The sequence below is a fragment of the Streptomyces sp. NPDC002825 genome, from assembly GCF_040295385.1.
Lineage (GTDB): Bacteria > Actinomycetota > Actinomycetes > Streptomycetales > Streptomycetaceae > Streptomyces.
Genome location: NZ_JBEOVH010000011.1, coordinates 151226 through 168438, shown reverse-complemented (window position 1 = coordinate 168438; position 17213 = coordinate 151226). Strand labels below are relative to the sequence as shown.

Genomic DNA, 17213 nt, shown 5'->3' with positions numbered 1-17213 from the left:
CACTACAGTCACATGAGAAAGGATGTGGACATGGCACTGGTCAAAAAGGGAGCGCGACTCATCAACGTGGACGGCACCGCCTACCGGTGGCGACTCCGCGGACGGCCGACCTACGACCAGGGACTGGTCCGGGCACCCCTCACCTATGCGGTCGAACACGCTGATACTCCCGGCAGGACACTGGTGGTCACCACCAACCAGCCGCACCCGAGCAACTGGTTCGGAAGACAAGGCAGCCCGATCCTGCCCGCCCAGGTGGCTGACAGCATCCGCACCGCTCTCACCGGCGGCTGGACGCCGGAGAGCCCCGGCTCACCATTCCACCTCGACCAGTCAGCGGGCTTCGTCTCGTCCCACTGACCCGCCCCGCGCTCAAGGACTCACCGACCCAGCGATCGGTGAGTCCTTCTGCTTTCCGCTCCCCACTTTCCCCAGTTGGTTCACTTCGTGAACCAACTGGGGCGAAGAGCAGCAGTGGGGAAAATTCGAGATCCGCATCACCGACATTCGTTCCTCGTTTTCACCTACGCAGCCACGGCTCTGGTCCACTTGAAGTGGACCAGAGCCGAGACTCGTGAACAAAGCCACCGCCACCATCTGCGGCGAGAGGCACCTGGTGAAGAGTCGAACCCACAAGGGTGGTCTGCAGGTGGCCGGAGCAGCCTGACCCGCGTACGCAACGGTCCCCCGTCGCCTCCCGTGCCCTGGCCGGGCGGGCGCCGTTGAAGACAGGGTGGATCACGACACCGATCCCGTGACTGGCACCTACCCCCACGAGCCCCGCTTCGCTCTGCTCACCGCCACCGAAGCCCGCGAGACAGCCGAGCTGCTCCAGGTCTTGGAGCAGCTCGACCCGGACGGGTGCGGCCAGGCGGCGGGGCAGCCCGTCGCCGACCTCGCCCGTCGCCTGCCACGCGCTTGTGTGCGGCGAGGTCGGACCGGCGGGCGGTGGTCTCGACGCCGTGCAGCTCGGGAAACCTGCGAGCGTCCCTGGGGGCGGGTCTCAGTCGGGGCAGGTGTTCCGGTAGCCGGGAGAGGACAGGTAGCGGGTCCATTCGTCGGGTTCCAGCCCACCGTCGGCGACCAGACAGGCCATCCGGTCGAGGTGGTTGCGCAGGTCGTGGGTGGGTCTCAGGTCCCAGAGGACGATGTCGCCGCGGCTGCCGGCGGTCGCGAGGAGCTTTCCGTCGGTGGAAAACGCGACTTCTTGGGCGCCGTCGAGGTTCTTCGCCAAGGCCGTTCCGAGCTGCTGGGGCCGGGCTCGGTTGCCGAGGTCCCACAGGAGGACGTTTCCGTCGTCGCCGGCAGTCGCCATGATGTCGGCGGAAGGGGAGAGGGCCATGGCGAGAACGTGGTCGCCGGCGTGTGTGAGCGGATCGCCCAGGCGCCGGGCGTGGGTGGGGTCCTTGAGGTCCCAGAGGATGGCGGTCCCCTTCAGGTCTCTGGTGACCAGGAGGTCTCCCGCTGGGGACATCACCGCTCCGCCCACCGCCTGCTCGTGGCCCAGGAGCGCCTGCCCCAGCTGATGCGGGTGGCTGGGATCGGTGATGTCCCATAGCCGGGCGCCGTTCGGGTCGCCCGGGTCGCCGAACGGGTCAGTGGCGCTCGGATCCGCCAGCAGGAGCACGCCTTCGCTGTCCGAGACCACGACGGTCGGTTGAGGGAGGGGGCTGCGCGTCGCCGACCGTGCTCCCGACCCGGCGACGAGGGCAAGGACGCGGTCATCGCGGACCCGCCAGACGTTGATCACGCTCCACTGGCCGAGCGTCTTCGCCCGGCGGCGCGGCCTGCCCGTGTCCCGCAGGTCCCAGAAGGTCGCGCCCTCTGAACTGTTCACCACGAGGGTTCGCCCGTCACCGGAGAACACCAGGGACGTGATGCCGAGTGCCGAGCCGGTGAGCGGGGGCGCCAGACGGCGGGGCCGGGCGCGATCAGTCAGGTCCCACAGGATGACGGTCCCCTCGAAGTCCGCCGTGGCCAGCGTCCGGCCGTCGGGGGCGAAGGCGACCGCGCGCACATTACGGCCGGTGTGCCCGGGGAGGGCGGCGAGCCTGCGGGGGCGGGCCGGGTCGGTGGTCTCCCACAGGGCGACGTCGCCGTCCCGGGCGCCGGTCGCGAGCATTGTGCCGTCTGCCGACAGGGCCAGGGTGTCGATGAACCGGAACCCGGCCCCGGTCGGGGAATGCTCGGTGGAGTGGACGAATGGGGGGCCGAAGGCCCGTGGGTGACCGGCGCGTTCCAGGTTCCATAGCGTGATCACGCCGTCGCCGCTCCCGCTCGCGGCTCCTCGGCCGTCGGGTGCGAAGGCCATGGCACTGTCGTCCCGGCCGGCTGTGAGTCTGTCGATCCGGTGTGGGTGGTCGATGTCGCGGACGTCCCATAGCTGCAGCCCGGTGTCCCGGCTTCCGATGGTGGCCAGGGTGGTTCCCCGAGGTGCGAAGATCGCCCTGCCGTCGAGCAGGAACCGCGAGAGGTCGCTGGCCGGACGCGGACGGGCCGGATCGCCGACGTCCCACATGTTGATGCCGGAGAGGGCTCCGGCGAGCGCCAGCGTCCTGCCGTCGGCGGACAACGCGAGGGAGTAGACGGAGTCGGGCCGGGCGGGAGCGAGCCGACCGAGCGGCCGGGGAGCCTGGCGCCGCCGGATGTCCCAGAGGGTAACCGGATGCTCCTTGGTGTTTCGGGCGGCCGTGGCCATCACCGTTCCGTCCCGTGAGAAGGCGACCCTCTCGACGGGTGCGGCGCGGTCGGCGACCGGCGCTCCGGACGGGTGGGGCCGCGCGGGATCGGTCATGTCCCACAGCTGAAGGCCTGGTGCCGCCTCGCTCGAACGGACGAGCAGGGTGCCGTCCGGCGACAGCCACGCGAGCGTCTCCCTTTCGCTGTCAGCGGCCGGCACGGCACCGGTCCGGCGGGGATGCCGTGGGTCGGCCAGGTCCCAGACCGCGGCGGCTCCGCCCTGGTCGGCTGCCACCACCCTGCGGTCGTCCGCCGAGAACGCCACTGCGGAGGCGCCATCGGCTCCCGGAATGGTGAGACGTTCCCCCAACGGGTGGGGGCGCATAGGGTCCTGCACGTCCCAGATCATCACGCCGCCCTGTGCGAAGGCGGCCGCGAGGTAGCGGCCGCTGGGGGCGTACGCGACCGAGTTCACCTCGCTGTTCAGACCGATGAGGCGGCCGGCGTACGCCGTCGTGGTGAGCGTCTTTTGCAGCGCCGCGGAGGTGTCCGCATCGGGATGGAGCCGGTGGGCGGCGATGCCGAGGCGCAACGCGGTGCGGGGGTCGGTCTCCAGGGCCGCGTCGGCCTGAGTGAGGAGCTGCCGTACGGTGGCGACCCGCTGCTGCTCCCGGGCGGTGGAACGCTGCTGCAGGGCGATGACGGCGGCCGCAGAGGTGATGACGACCAGCGCTGTCAGGCCGACGATCACCATGTTCCGGACGCGCGCGGAGCGCCGCGCGCCGCGGGTGGACGCGCTCAGGAACGCGGCCGCGGCGGGGCTTGGGCGGTCGGCGTTGCCCGGCCGGTCGGCCCAGTCGCGGGCCGCCTGCAGGCGGATGCCTCGGTAGAGCAGGCCGGGATCGCGGTCGGCGGCGGCCCACTCAGCGGCAGCCTGTTCGAGTTGCTGCCGGATGAGGAGTCCGGTCCGGTCCGCGTCGATCCAGCGGCGCAGGCGAGGCCAGGCGCGCAGCAGGGCCTCGTGCGTGATCTCGACGGTGTTCTGCCGCTGGGTCAGCAGGCGCCCCCGGGTGTAGGTGTCGACGACCGTGGTGACGGCGCCGGGGGCGACGCCGAGGTCCTCCAGGGCGGTGCGGGACAGCCGGCGGCGGGTGTCCTGGTGGATCCCCTCGCCGACCCTCACCAGGCGCAGGAAGAGAATGCGGGCAGCCTGCTGCCCCTCAGTATCCAGGGATCCGAAGAGCTGTTCGGCGGTGGTCGCGATGGCCTGATGGATGCCGCCGGTGGCCCGGTACCCGTCGACGGTCAGGCTATGGCCGTGCCGCTGCTGCCACGTGGCGCGCAGGGCGTGGGCCAGATAGGGCAGCCGCCCGACCTCATAGGCGCCGGCCTCGGAGGTCTCGGACAACTCCGTCGCCTCGGACCGGTCTCCTTCCGTCTCCCGGTCTCCCTGGGGAGCGGCGCTCGGCGCCGCGTCCGCGCCGTACGTGTCGGCCCCCAGGTCGCGCAGCAGAAGCTCGACAAGGCCAGGCTCCACCTCCAGGTCCACATCCTGGGCCGGAAACCGGATCGCCTCCCGCAGTTCGTCCCGCGTCATCGGCCCGAGCAGCAGCTGACCGTGTCGCAGGGCGTCGCGCAGCTGCGGGAAACCGGCGCAGTGGGGGTAGAAGTCGGAGCGCAGCCCGTACACGACCACGGCGTCGGGGCCCTGTCCGCCAGGCCCGGCCTCCGCCAGCGCGGCAAGCAGGTCGAGGAAAGCATGCTGTTCCCGCTCGCCGGCGCCCAGAGTGAAGAGCTCCTCCAACTGATCGACGACCATCACCAGCCGCCCCTCCCCCATACCGGCCCCGCGCAGCGCCGCCCGGAGCCTTGTCGATCCCGCCGCGGAGCTCGCAGCGGCCTCGGCCTCGCGCAGGCTCAACCCCGCGCTCTCCTCCAACCCCGCAGCCAGTGCGGCCATCGGCTGTGCGGTGGGCGTGATCAGCACCTGGGGCCAGGCGGCGGAGCCCGCGACGGGCAGCGCACCGCGCCGGATCGCAGGCAGCAGGCCGGCCCGCAGGAGAGAGGACTTGCCGGCACCGGAGGGGGCCGACACCACAAGCGGCCCGCCAGTGAACAGGCGCCGGTCGACCTGAATCAGCAGCTGTGCGGTCGGCCGGTCCCGGCCGAAGAACCAGCGCGCCTGTTCGACGCCAAAGGCCACGAGTCCCGGGTATGGGCACTGCCCGCCGTCCGCCGCGCCCCGGACACTCCGCCGGGTCCGCCGCACACCGTCCTCGTAGTACACGTGCAGATCCCGCTCGGCAACGTACTGGTCCCGGGCCGCCTGGAAGATCCGGCTGCGGTCGGAGCCCCAGGCGTGGAGGCCCGGCTCGCCGTCCTCGGAATCGCTCATCTTCGGGGCATCAGTCATGCCCGGTGACGTGCTGGTCCCGGCCCGCCTGGTACACACGTGCGTGCCCGGACGCCTCGACCTTCATCACCAGCTTCCCGATCCGCGTCCGCTCCTCCCGGGGCAGTGCCGGGGCGAGCCGCTCGTCCAGCAGCCGCCGGACGTCGGCCGCCAGCGACGGGTCTGTGCGGACCAGCCGTTGGAGTTCGGTCCGCCAGGTGCCGGCCAGTGCCTCTTCAGCTGCGTGGTCTCCCGTCTGGCGCGCCTCCAGCACGTCGGCCCGGACCGCTTCGAGGTCCGCGCCGACCTGTTCGGCCCGCTCCGGTTGTCCCCGCCGCCACAACGCGACAACGGCGTCCCGGGCATCCGCCCACGCACTGGTGGCCATGGCGGACACCAGCGCCGTACCTGCGGCCATCACGATCGGATCCATTCAACGCCCACCTCCGCAGCTGGAACACCACCGTATGCGGGGCTGGGCACGGGGCCGCGCCCCTGCAACATGGGTCCGGCCGGGGTCAACCCGACTGGTCCAATCCCGGCGTGTGGGAACCGACGGGCCAAACCAGGCAGCTGCTCGGCAAGGCCACCCGCCGCCAGGCCCCCTCCTCCAGCTGCTCGATCGCCCACAGCCTCAGGTCACTCATGCGAAGAAGTACCGGTTCAGCTCTCGTCGTTTCGGATGCCACCTGGCACGTGCGGGTCGAACCGGCCGACGCGCATAGCCTCGATGCACTGCAGGACACGGCCGAAGGACGTCAGCCCGTACGTGATGTATCGCGTAGGCGAGTCCCCGAGCACGCTTTCACGCTCGACGGGAACGCCGCCCATGATCGCCGAGTAGGTGTCACGCGCCTCGTGCTTGGGGTGAGCTTCGATCCACGCCATTTCGACGTCCGTCGCGAACTCGTGGGCGGACGTGCAGGTGTAGCGGCCCCATTCCTCGACAGGCTTGGTCGGGTCGAGCGCGGCGATCGTGCGCACCTGCTCGATGCAGCGCTCGTAGATGCGGGACAGCTCGGCGTTCAGATCTCGACTCATCAGGGTTCTCCCTCCCCGCGCCGGACCATCCGGCGACTGGAGAACTGCCCCAGGTCACGGTGGAACAGTCGCATCGCCTCATACGCGATCCAGTGGACCGAGGGGGCGATGGTCGTCTTCGCCCCTCCTCAGGAACGGCTATCGCAGCTCGGCACCGTCCTCACCCTGACCGCCACCATCGAGGGCGAGAGGCACCCGGTGAAGAGCTGGACCCACAAGGGTGGTCCACAGGCGGCCGGAGCAGCCTGACCCGCGTACGAAACGGCCTCCGTCACCTACCCGTACCCTGGCCGGGCGGTCGCCGTTGAAAACGGCGTGGACCATGACACCGATCCCGTCACAGGCACCTACTCCGACGAGCCCCGCCTCGCGCTGCTCGCTGTCACCGAAGCTCGTAAGCCGGTCGAGCTGCTCCGGGTCCTCGAGCGGCTCGCCCCGGACGGCCACGGCCAGGCGGCCGGGCAGCTCGCCGCCGACCTCGTCCGTCGGTTGCCCTCTCCGTAGCTGGAGCCGTTGCGCCCGGCGGACACGGATGGCGGACAGAGTCTGCGGAATCCCTCCGCCAGAGTGACCTGCGGTGAGCTGCGCGTTGCAGGTGTGCTGGGGACGACGTCCAGGCGGACCGGTGTCCTCGTCGAGCACACGGACCAGAGACGTCCGACGAGCTCGGGCGCGGCCGTGCTGAGGGCGGTTTCCCGCTGCGCCAGGCCTGGACGGACATCGGAGGAGGAGGGGTAGAGCTGTGCGCGGGGCAAGTCACACCAGGTGCTGCGAGCAGTCCGTGGCTTGAGGGGGCGAGCTTGATGTTCCATGCCGAACATGAGGAATGAGGACGGCTCCACGCCTGTCTTCCCGATCTGGGATGCGGTCGATCGTGGGGCGACGTCTACAGGGTGAAGCCGTCACGGCTCACGTGCAGGGGCTGCGGCTGGCTGATGCACGCTCGACTGTCTAGGCGGCAGGTGCCACATTTCGCGCACCAGCCCGGCGCGCCGGACGACTGCCTGCCGGGGGACGAGGGCACCTGAGCACCTGTACCTGAAGTGGTGTCTGCTGACGGCGGCGCAGGAGGCCGGCGCGATAGCGGCCGGCGAGGTGACGGGCCCAAACGAGGCGTGGCGGGCGGACGTGCCAGCCGGCGATCCCGGCGGTCGGTGGCGCATCGCGTTGGAAGCTCAGTTGTCCGCGATCACGACCCACGGCATCAAGGCCCGCTTCGACCGGATGCTCAGCGACGGGGTGCCCTCGGTGTGGTTCTGCTACCGGCGGGCGCCCTGGCTCGGCGTGGTGAGCAGCCAGGTGTCGTCCACCTTGCGGAACGTGTCCTTCGGCGTCAGGGCGAGAGGGCCTGCGACGGCCTGAGCGTGGCCGATTGCCGAAGCCACGGAGCCGGTCGGGTTCTCCGGCCTCTTCGGCATCCATCCGCCGAATGCCCGGTCCGCTTCTCGGTCCAGGCTCGCGCAGCGGGTCGTCGGCTGGGGCGCTGCGGTCGCACCCGCCGGCGTACGGCCGCATGGTCGGCCTGGGATTGGAGCGAGCTGTCCGCAGTCGGCTCGGCGCCTGCGGACGATGTCGCCCGGAACGGTGCTCAGCGGACAGATGCCGCTGCCTAAGCCGCGGAAGGGGTGTCCCTCTGACCTTCACCACGTCGGGCTGCGACCAGCAGCAGGCAGGCCGCGACGAGGATGATCAACAAGGGCGAGGGCCCGTCGACCGCGAAACCGAGGACGACCCACGCCACCATGGTCCAGGAGATGAACAGGGGCGGCGTCATTGCGCGACGGGCGAACCAGAGCACGGTCAGGCCGATGAGGAGAAGCGGCGGGCCGAAGCTGTAGACCGAATACCACCAGGCAACGGTGGCGTCGCTCATCTCGGGGTAGTCCCCGAGGTTCCAGCCGCCGTCGAACCAGGTCCCGGCGTGATCTGGAGCCGCTTCGGCGAGGCTGCCCAGCGTATGCCCGACACCGGCCAGCGTGATGATCCAACCCGCCCACTTGATCATTCGAGTTCTCCGTTTCTCGTGATCACGGCAACGAGAGGGCAAGGGTCTGGGACTTCCGCCCAGGACGCCGTCCCGTCCCGCACGCCGCTGCCCGCCCCAACGGTTATACAGTCATGTACAACGTGAGACTAGGCCGTTATACGGCCCTGTACAACAAGCGACTGCATGAGGTGGACCACACGATGGGTGCGCTGCGCACACCGCGCGAGACCTGGGTCGAAGAAGGACTGCGCGCACTGGCGAAGGGCGGCGTGGAGGCCGTACGCATCGATGCCCTGGCGAAGTCGCTCGGCGTCACCAGAGGCGGCTTCTACGGGTACTTCGCCAGCCGCGGGGCGCTGTTGACCGAGATGCTCGACGCCTGGGAGCGAGAGAGCGTCGACGACGTCATCGACCGGATCGAGCGGGTCAGCGACGACCTCCTGGAGAGGGTGCAGCTCGCCGGGCAACTCACCTTCTCCGGCTCCCGTCTGCTGCCCATCGACCTCGCCGTCCGCGACTGGGCACGCCGCGACCGGGCGGTCGCCGACCGTCTGCGCCGCGTGGACAACCGGCGCATGCAGCTGCTGCGTGATGCGATCAGCACCTTCTGCCCCGATCCGGAGGAGGTCGAGGCCCGCAGCCTGCTCGCCTTCTGCATGGCCATCGGCAGCCACCTGGTCGCCGCCGACCATCCCGGACACACCCAAGCCCAGGTCCTCGCCCGAGCCGGCCGGCTTCTCCTTGACCGTTCACCCGCCACGGACGCTCGCCCACAACCCCCCGCCGGACGTCGTCAACAGGGCTCGTGAAGTAGACAGGGATCCCGACGACGTCCTGCGCCGCCTGGTGCAGCAGACCGGTCCGGATCCTGTCGGTCTTCCCCCGGGCGCTCCCGATCCTCTTCGACCTTGGGCCAGGACCTCGGGCGTCGCAGAGCCCCGCCGGTGGACCGCATACGGCGCCGGCGCACCCTCCGGCCATCTGCCGCCCGGACACCGCCCCCGGCCGCCTCGGCGCCAACCGGTACGACGTGATCCGGCCGCCCGAGAACGCCTGCGCCGCTGTCATCGGCCCGACCTGCATGCGGCCGCCGCGATGGCCCCAGCCCCGCAGCATGCTGCGCGCCCTGCTCGACGAGCGGCTCCCCCCGCCCCGCGCCACCCTGCACCGGCTCGACCGCGCCCTGCAGACCATCACCGACCTACCGGTCACCACCGCCCGCCTCGCCCGCCTCGCCCGCCTCGCCCGCCTCGCCCGCATCGAACCCGCACCGAACCCGCACCGAACGGCTGGACGCTGCATGGAACACCACCGGCCGTCTCCCTCCGCTCCTGATCACCCCGGACGGGCAGGCGCAATTCCCGCACGCCGAGCCCGGCCCGCCGCCGGCGGTGAACACCGACGAGAACCGCCCCGACCACACCCACGCCTTGCAGTCATTGCGGTTTCCGGGCAGCGGCCGGCCCACCACGACGACCAGGCGGGTGCCGGCGTCGATGACGACCTGGGGGTGGGTGGAGTACCGGTGTTCTTCGACCGCTCGGCGATGCTGTGGCCGCGGGTGGGGACCAGGGTGCACCCCTCGATGAGCACGATGTCCTTGGCGAACCGCTTGCGGGGCTGGAGCGCGAGCATCGGCCCGAGGTGGTCGGTGATCCGCTCCGCCGCCGACTCGGACACCCCGCACAGGGCCCGAGCCGGCGCATCGTCAGGTTCGTTCGCCAGTACGCCGCGACCGGCAGTGCCCGGAACTCCCGGGGCAGGCTCCACGGCCGGCCCCTGCGGACCGCGTCCACACCCTCGCGCCGCACAATCTCACCAGCCTGCCGGAGGCGCGCGGGCTCAGCCCGGTGAACCGGGCCGTCCAGGACGGCTCAGACACCCTCATCACACCACCCGCACCAAGACCATCTCACCCGTGACCAGCAGCAAGGGGACAACCCTCAACCCCCGGGGTGCATACCGGGTTGTCATCCATCTGCGTGGTTCGCCCTCGTGGCAGGGGCGGAACCGGCAGATGCAGGCCGGCGCCGCCGGTAGTAGGCCCAGGCCAGGGCCAGCACGATCGGCCCCCACAGCATCGCCGGGCTGATGCACACCCGGGCCAGGGCCATCCACCATCCGTTGCTGTACCCCGCCTCGGGCAAGACGCCCGCCCAGGCGAGCGGGTAGAGGTCGAACATCGCCACCAGCACCAGGCCGCCCAGGACCGCCGGTATCACCGCTGCCAGCGGCGCCACCCGCCGCCCCCCGATGAACGGCACCCAGCGCGGCACCACCTCGCCCTCGCCCCACCCGCTCATCAAGCCGGTGGTGAGCAGCGCCAGTGCCTCGGTGAGCACACTGAGCCCGACGACGTAGAACGGAACCCACCACGGAGCGGCCGCCGGGGCCTCCGGGTCGATCATGCCCATACGGAAGTCGACGGCGAACGGCAGCCGCCACAGACAATGCGGCAGCACGACGAACGGGAGGGCCCTGGCCAGTCGCAGGGCCCAGACGGGGACGGGGCGCTCGGTGTCGCCGAGCGGAAGCGCGAAACGTGTGATCGGCATGGCCCTGACCCTCGTCGAACCTCAACGACACTGCATCGCCTGCACGCACGATCAGGCTCCCCCACGAGAGCTACCCCTCGATCGTCCCGGCGGCTGACCATCGACACCACCTGGGCCGCCGGCTCCCAAACCATCTCCTGCCCCCGACCAGAACCCGGCGCGATCCTTGAGATCACCCACCGAACTGGTCCCCCTGGCCGACAGCCCCCTTCAGGCCGACGGCCGCTTCCAGGGCCACAGCCTGGCTTTATCGAGCAGTAGCGACGTCGCTTGTCGATGGGTTTGGGAGGCGCCCTGTTCCACGGATGGGTGATGTCGACGAGTTTGGGAGGCACCGGGGTTCTTGCCAGGGCAGCATCGAGATGCTCCTGGTGAAAGGTGCTGGTTATGCCGCGGATGTCGAAGGTCGAGCTGTACGCGGCGATCCGGCGTGACCACCGTGGCGGCATGTCGATGCGGGAGCTTGAGCGCAAGCACGGTGTGACGTGGCGGACGGTGCGGAAGGCGTTGGACTCGTCCTGGCCGGAGCCGCGCAAGAAGCTGCCGCCGCGGGCGACCGGACTGGACCGCTACAAGCCGGTGATCGATGAGATCCTGCGGGCGGACCTGGACGCGCCGCGCAAGCAGCGGCACACGGTCACCCGGATCTTCCATCGGCTGGTCGAGGAACACGGCGCCGACGTCTCCTACGGGATGGTCCGCTACTACGTGGCGGCCCGGAAGCCCGAGATCCTGGTCGAGTCGGGCAAGGCGCCGCTGGAGGCGTTCGTCCCGCAGACCCACCAGCCCGGTCACGAGGCGGAGGTCGACTTCGGTGACGTGACGATCCGCCTCGCCGGCGAGCTGGTGACCTGCTACCTGTTCTCCTTCCGCCTGTCGTATTCCGGCAAGGCCGTCCACCGGGTGTTCGCCTCCTGCGGCCAGGAGGCGTTCTTCGAAGGCCACGTCCACGCGCTGCGGACGCTGGGCGGAGTCCCGCGAACCAAGGTCCGCTACGACAACCTCAAGGCGGCCGTCGCCCGCGTGCTTGGGCTGAGCCGGGCGAGGGTGGAGGCGGACCGGTGGATCGCGTTCAAGTCGAACTACGGAATCGAGAGCTTCTACTGCCGCCCGGGCGTCGAGGGCGCCCATGAGAAGGGCGGCGTCGAGGGGCAGATCGGCTACTTCCGACGCAACCACTTCGTCCCGGTCCCCGAGGCGTCCTCGCTCGCCGAGCTGAACGAGATGGTCGAGCAGTGGGACCGGCAGGACGACGCCCGCCGGATCGGCTCCAGGTCCAGGACGATCGCCGAGGACTTCGCGCTCGAACGACCGCTGCTGATGCCGTTGCCCCAGGAGCCGTTCGAGACCGGGCGTCTGTTTACCCCGCGAGTCGACCGCTACGGCCAGATCCCGGTCCGCACGAACCGCTACTCAGTCCCCATCCGGCTGATCGGCAAGCGGGTGAGGGTCATCCTTCACGCCTCTCACCTGGTGGTTTACGACCAGAACGTGGAAGTGGCCCGGCACGAGCGGCTGATCGCCAAAGGCGTCGTCCGTCTGGAGCTGGACCACTACCTGGAGGTCCTGGTCGGCAAACCCGGCGCCTTCCCCGGCTCGACCGCTCTCGAACAGGCCCGTTCGGCGGGCAAGTTCACCCCGGTCCATGACGCCTGGTGGGCCCAGGCCATGAAGATCCACGGCGAGCGGGACGGCACCCGCGCGCTGATCGAGGTGCTGCTGCTCGGACGCCACATGACGCACGAACACGTCGTCGCCGGCCTGGCCGCAGCCCTGCGGGCCGGGGCCATGACCGCGGACGCGGTCGCGCTGGAGGCCCGCAAGGCCGCCCAGGCCGAGACCGAGCCCACGCCGGATGTCCGGGTCCCCGGCCAGCCGCCGGCGGCGGTGACGTCCCTGCACGAGTGGCGCCTGGCGCATCTTCCGCCGGACACCAGGCCGCTGCCCTCGGTGTCTCACTACGACCAGTTGCTCCGACGCCGCCGCACCAGCGGCAGCGGCCACCGTGAGGGAGAAGCGCAGTGACCATGCCCCGACAGCGGGGGTTGACCGAGCAGGCCGGCGACACCGCGATCGACTCCGCCTGCCGCTTGCTGCGGCTGCCGTCGATCCGTAACGAGTTCTCCGACATCGCCGACCGGGCGATGAAGGACCAGATGACCTACCGCGGCTTCCTCGCCGAACTGCTGATGGCCGAGTGCGACGACCGGGCCCGCCGCCGCTCGGAACGGCGGATCAAGGCAGCCGGCTTCCCGCGGGAGAAGTCCCTGCGGTCTTTCGACTTCGACGCCAACCCGAACATCGACCCGGCCACCATCCACACCCTCGCCAGCTGCGAGTGGATCAAGAAAAGCCAGCCACTCTGCCTGATCGGCGACTCCGGCACCGGCAAGTCCCACATGCTCATCGCCCTGGGCACCGAGGCCGCGATGAAGGGCTACCGCGTCCGCTACACCCTCGCCACGAAGCTGGTCAACGAGCTGGTCGAGGCCGCCGACGAGAAGCAGCTGAACAAGACCATCGCCCGCTACGGCCGCGTCGACCTCCTCTGCATCGACGAACTCGGCTACATGGAACTCGACTTCACGGCGCCGAACTCCTCTTCCAGGTCTCCTGACCGAGCGCGAGGAGAAGAACAGCGTCGCGATCGCCTCCAACGAGTCCTTCGGCGGCTGGACCAAGACCTTCACCGACCCCCGGCTCTGCGCGGCCATCGTCGACCGGCTCACCTTCAACGGCACCATCATCGAGACCGGCACCGACTCCAACCGCCTCGCCAGCACCCGAGCCCGAGCGGAGGAACCGGTCAAGGCCAGCTGAACCATCCATCCGAGTCCGCCCCCGCCTGCGGCGGGGGCGGACTCCAGCCAGGACACCTGGGCCCGTCGTGAGATCCTCTCCATCATGTTCGAGAGCGAGCGCAACCAGCGGGCGATAGCAGGCGTCGAGGCCCACGTTCGCGACTTCTTCACCGGCCACATGATCACAGTCAGCGACTACGACCTGGGACCTGGGCCAAGGGAAGCGGTTCCCGACCTGCGGATCCTCACCGTCAGCCCAGGGCCGCGCGCCGACAGCTGGGCCTACATCACCGCCGGCTGCTGCTGGTCCACGGTCGAGACGGACGGCCACGGCCTCGAATTCGTCCTCACCGCGCCCGTCCACGACAAACGCTTCGCTGAGCTCCTGGCCATGACCGCCTACTACCACGCCGATCACCATCTCGATCTCGAACACAGCCTGCCCATCGGGGAGCCGTGGCTGCCCGGGTCCTGCTGCGACCACCTGCTGATCAGCCTCCCCTACCTGCACGGCCCTGACCTGGAGCACTGCCCGCTGCCGGACGGCCATGCCCGAATTCTCTGGGCTCTGCCGGTCACCGCAGCCGAGATGGCATTCCGCCGTGAGCACGGCCACGAGGCCCTTGAACAGCTCTTCGACGAGCACGCGATCGTTCCGATCGATCCAAGGCGTCCATCCGTCGCCTGAACCTCGCGGCAGTCCGGGCACAAGCGGCATCCGGGGAGTCCTCCAGTGCCGTCAAATCTCGTCGACATGTTGAGGCCCGGTGATCATCGATTGAATGCCCAAAGCCATCGACAAACGCTGTCCGTCTTCATGAGCGAAGCCACACAGACCTATCGGGATCACCGAAGACGGAATCCACAGGAGCCGGACCGTGCAGCAGCAGACGCGGGCCGGACGCGCTACGGCGAGGCCCGCGAGCAAGGCGAGGGTACGGCGACTACGCCCCGGTGGCGCTGTCTGCAGCGGCCCTCGCCCACGCGTCAGGGGCGGGACGCTCGGAGGCGGCGGGGGCCCGAGGCACGATCGAAGACGGGCCGAAGTCCCTCGGACTCCAATCGGCCGCGTGACGGGAAACCCCCGACGCCACCCACCATCTGGGCAGCCGCCTCCGGCGGAAACCTCTCCTTCTACCCCGGCACCCGCTTCATCACCAGCAACGGGGAAGCCCGGCAGAAGGCCGAGCGAGGCCAAGGAAGACGAGGTCGTGCGGGCGAGGCTCGCGAAGGATCGACTGCGCTGCTCCGGGATTCTCCAGAAGGTCTGGCGCCATGGTGTCCGCGAAGACCTCGCCGGCTCAACTCGGCCACAACCCCCTGGCCATGGTCTCGCCCCGTCCCTCCCGGCCGACCACGCTGAGCCGCGGGACAGAGCAACGCCCCAGGGCTTCCCCCCGTCTGGCTGTCGCTGCAGGACGAATGGGTAAGCGCTGTAGCGGCCCGGCTTATGGGAGACCCATTCGTCGACGTGGATTTCCTCTCTGCGCAGGCCACTGTGGATCGCGGACCGGAGCACCCACAGCTGGGCGGAGGAATCCCTGCGATCTTCCCGCCCCGGACGCCGACATCGGCCTCCTCAGCTGAAGCGGGGGGCCACCCCGCTCCCGCTTCACCGGGCGGATTCGTCACCCGCGGGCTCGTCGAAATGGACGGTGCCGTCCTCATCGAGGCGCGGGTGGAGCACCGCGGGGGCGTGGATGCTGATGTCGGACGGGCGCGGGCCTTCCGGTCCGCCGCGGCCCCAGCGCACCAGGCGTCGGGAGCGGGCGATCCGGTAGATGGTGCCGTGGGCCTCGACCTGGTCGCAGCGGCCGGCACGCAGTCTGTCAGCGGCCTTTGCCAGTTCCTTGAGCTTGGCGGCTGTCGCTTCGGTGATTCCGGCGGGCGGGTGGCGGGCATCCACGGTGCGGTCGGCGTCGTAGGGGATCAGGCCGCGGGTGCGTGGTTCCATCCAGGTCAGGGCGAAGTCCAGGGTGCGGCGTGCGTCGTGGGCGGTGGCCTGCAGGCCGCTGCCCGGCGACCAGGGGCCGTCGCCGGTCCGCTCGACGATCAGGAACGCCGCCGGCATCAGCAGGACGTCCGGATGACTTTCCACGGCCCGTGCGGAGTCGGCGAGAACGGGGGCGGGGAAGTTCGGGCCGCTGTAGGCCAGGGGGCGCAGGGCGATGCGCTCCGCCGCCTGCGGCGGGGACAGCGGCGCGTCCGGGTCCAGGACCAGGCCGTCGTCGACCCGCGGACTGCCGGCGCCGGCGCCGGGGCTCCACTCGGGGGCGAGGGGTTCGGGGTCGGTGGGACGCGGCGTTTCGATGCCGCCGTGCTCGTCCACCGCCGCGTACTCCTCGGCCCGCACCACGCGGTAGCGGGTGCCGAGCACGGTGAGCTCGTCGACGTACTCCTTCTCCAGCCGGGCCACCGCCGCCAGCAGCGCACGCCGTTCCTGCCTGCTCTTCGCCTCGTCCTTCGCGCGGAACCAGAGCAGGGAGTTCAGCGCGTCGCGGGCCTGCTGCGGACAGCCCTGGGTGACCCCGACGACCACCCGCCATCGCCGCAGGGCGTCCCGAGCCCGGTGTTGTGAGGCGACACCGAACAGCGGGCCGCGTACCGCCAGGGCACTGTAGCGGGCCACCGCATGGGCGGCATCAGCCTCCACCGCGGCTTCCACCGGCTCCACCGGAACCCGCACAAGCACCGGCCACTCCCCCGGCCCCGCGTCCTGTTCGCTCACGCCACCATCGTGGCGGCCCGCGTGCCCTCGCATCACGGTTTTACCGGATCTGCGCTCCGGGTCCGGCGCACAGGGCTGCGGCCGCCACCCATCCCCAGCGGCTCGTCGCCCCGGTGCACGAGCCGGCGGCCAGCGGCGAACTCGCCCGCAGGCGGATCCTCGACGAGGCCGTCGACGCCGCGCAGCTGACCGGCCTGCTGGCCGGGACCATTCCCCGCACGAGCGGGGAGCAGCAGATGCGACCGTTCTCGCAAGAGAGACCCTTGAGGCCACCCCCGCGCGAGCAGGAGGCAGTCCACGAGCCCGGCCCCTCGCACAGGGGACCACCCCCGCGCGAGCAGGGACAGGCGCCGCCGGGCACTAGAAACAATCGGTTCCAGGGATATCCCCGCGTGAGCAGGGAGCAGGGAGCAGGAGCCGGGGGCGACGTTCGGGTGGGGCGGGGCGGGTCCACCCCCGCGGGGGCTTTGTACGCGAGTAGCGGCGTCGTTTTTGACATGGCATGGGGCGTCGCACGCTCGGGCCAATAGACGGTGTTGACGAGTACGGGGTCAGCTGAACACTGCCTGGGCGGTTTCGGCGGCGCCGTTTCGCGTAGCCAGGTGCGGGCGCGGTCATCGTCGTAGCGCTGGTGCTGGTGCTGCTGCTGGTGCCACAACAGGTACAGGGGGACGTCGGGCAGCGGGAGTGGCCGCGGCAGTGTGACCAGGCCGAGTCAACCCGGCACCCTGGCTGGCATGGCCTCCCACGCGGGCGTCAGCGTGCCTACGTTCACCCGGCGCTTGCGCGACGAGGTCGGCACCGGCCCCGGGGGGTGGCTCATCCTCCAGCGCGTCGACCTGGCCCGGCACCTGCTGCAATCCACCGACTGGCCCGTCGACCTGGCCGTCGACCGCGCCGGATTCGGCACCGGTGTCTCCGCGCCGGCACCTCCATACCCCCAGCGGATCGGCGTCACCCCCACGCATACCGCCGCACCTTCCGTGCCGTGCTCCCGGACACCTCAACCACGAGCTCCCTTCCTCCCACG

At 70.5% G+C, this 17213-nt stretch carries 12 protein-coding genes and 3 pseudogenes; 8 read left to right on the top strand and 7 right to left on the bottom strand.

The genetic code is table 11. From position 1 onward, the window contains the following. Window positions 1–30: 30 nt before the first annotated feature. Window positions 31–360, top strand: a complete 330-nt coding sequence (locus ABT041_RS17140; RefSeq protein ID WP_351184754.1) for a hypothetical protein — start codon at window positions 31–33, stop codon at window positions 358–360. Between the two features lie 643 nt (window positions 361–1003). On the opposite strand, the gene ABT041_RS17135 is transcribed toward ABT041_RS17140, so the two are convergent. The 3 genes from ABT041_RS17135 to ABT041_RS17125 form a co-directional block, all read right to left on the bottom strand. Next, entirely contained in the window at window positions 1004–5074 is a 4071-nt protein-coding gene (locus ABT041_RS17135; RefSeq protein ID WP_351184753.1) for an nSTAND1 domain-containing NTPase, read from the bottom strand. A 10-nt stretch (window positions 5075–5084) separates the two neighbouring features. Further along, a complete protein-coding gene (locus ABT041_RS17130) occupies window positions 5085–5504 on the bottom strand; it encodes a hypothetical protein (protein ID WP_351184751.1) in 420 nt (139 codons plus the stop codon). Between the two features lie 230 nt (window positions 5505–5734). Beyond that, the gene (locus ABT041_RS17125; protein WP_351184749.1) at window positions 5735–6112 is read right to left on the bottom strand and encodes a hypothetical protein; all 378 of its coding nucleotides are present in this window, start codon (window positions 6110–6112) and stop codon (window positions 5735–5737) included. 315 nt (window positions 6113–6427) lie between these two features. Here ABT041_RS17125 and ABT041_RS17120 point away from each other — a divergent pair, with 315 nt between their 5' ends. Together ABT041_RS17120 and ABT041_RS17115 are read left to right on the top strand one after the other, a co-directional pair. Beyond that, complete coding sequence (locus ABT041_RS17120) at window positions 6428–6616, top strand: hypothetical protein (protein ID WP_351184747.1); 189 nt, start codon at window positions 6428–6430, stop codon at window positions 6614–6616. A 675-nt stretch (window positions 6617–7291) separates the two neighbouring features. Continuing rightward, a complete protein-coding gene (locus ABT041_RS17115) occupies window positions 7292–7474 on the top strand; it encodes a hypothetical protein (RefSeq protein ID WP_351184745.1) in 183 nt (60 codons plus the stop codon). Between the two features lie 247 nt (window positions 7475–7721). Here the strand turns inward: ABT041_RS17115 and ABT041_RS17110 are convergent, their stop codons facing one another. Then, window positions 7722–8117, bottom strand: coding sequence for a DUF6463 family protein (locus tag ABT041_RS17110; RefSeq protein ID WP_351184743.1), 396 nt, complete (start codon window positions 8115–8117; stop codon window positions 7722–7724). Between the two features lie 182 nt (window positions 8118–8299). Between ABT041_RS17110 and ABT041_RS17105 the strand changes: the two genes are divergently transcribed. Next, window positions 8300–8908: a TetR/AcrR family transcriptional regulator gene (locus tag ABT041_RS17105; protein ID WP_351184824.1), complete on the top strand. Its 609-nt coding sequence runs from the start codon at window positions 8300–8302 to the stop codon at window positions 8906–8908. 560 nt (window positions 8909–9468) lie between these two features. On the opposite strand, the pseudogene ABT041_RS17100 reads toward ABT041_RS17105, so the two are convergent. After that, a pseudogene (locus ABT041_RS17100) lies at window positions 9469–9987 on the bottom strand (transposase family protein); the annotation flags it as partial. 82 nt (window positions 9988–10069) lie between these two features. Beyond that, window positions 10070–10654 carry a hypothetical protein gene (locus ABT041_RS17095; RefSeq protein ID WP_351184741.1) on the bottom strand — a complete coding sequence of 195 codons (585 nt, stop codon included), beginning with the start codon at window positions 10652–10654 and terminating at the stop codon, window positions 10070–10072. 396 nt (window positions 10655–11050) lie between these two features. Between ABT041_RS17095 and istA the strand changes: the two genes are divergently transcribed. From istA to ABT041_RS17080, 3 genes and pseudogenes are all read left to right on the top strand, one after another. Beyond that, window positions 11051–12679, top strand: coding sequence for an IS21 family transposase (gene istA / locus ABT041_RS17090; protein ID WP_351184822.1), 1629 nt, complete (start codon window positions 11051–11053; stop codon window positions 12677–12679). Beyond that, window positions 12676–13474 (top strand): annotated as a pseudogene (gene istB, locus ABT041_RS17085) (IS21-like element helper ATPase IstB). The gene istA and the pseudogene istB overlap by 4 nt, the downstream one beginning before the upstream one ends. Before the next feature lie 84 nt (window positions 13475–13558). Next, complete coding sequence (locus tag ABT041_RS17080; protein ID WP_351184739.1) at window positions 13559–14143, top strand: suppressor of fused domain protein; 585 nt, start codon at window positions 13559–13561, stop codon at window positions 14141–14143. A 924-nt stretch (window positions 14144–15067) separates the two neighbouring features. On the opposite strand, the gene ABT041_RS17075 is transcribed toward ABT041_RS17080, so the two are convergent. Beyond that, complete coding sequence (locus ABT041_RS17075) at window positions 15068–16183, bottom strand: DUF5954 family protein (RefSeq protein ID WP_351184737.1); 1116 nt, start codon at window positions 16181–16183, stop codon at window positions 15068–15070. 737 nt (window positions 16184–16920) lie between these two features. On the opposite strand from ABT041_RS17075, the pseudogene ABT041_RS17070 reads away from it, so the two are divergent. Then, window positions 16921–17034, top strand: a pseudogene (locus tag ABT041_RS17070) (AraC family transcriptional regulator); the annotation flags it as partial. Window positions 17035–17213: the final 179 nt, after the last annotated feature.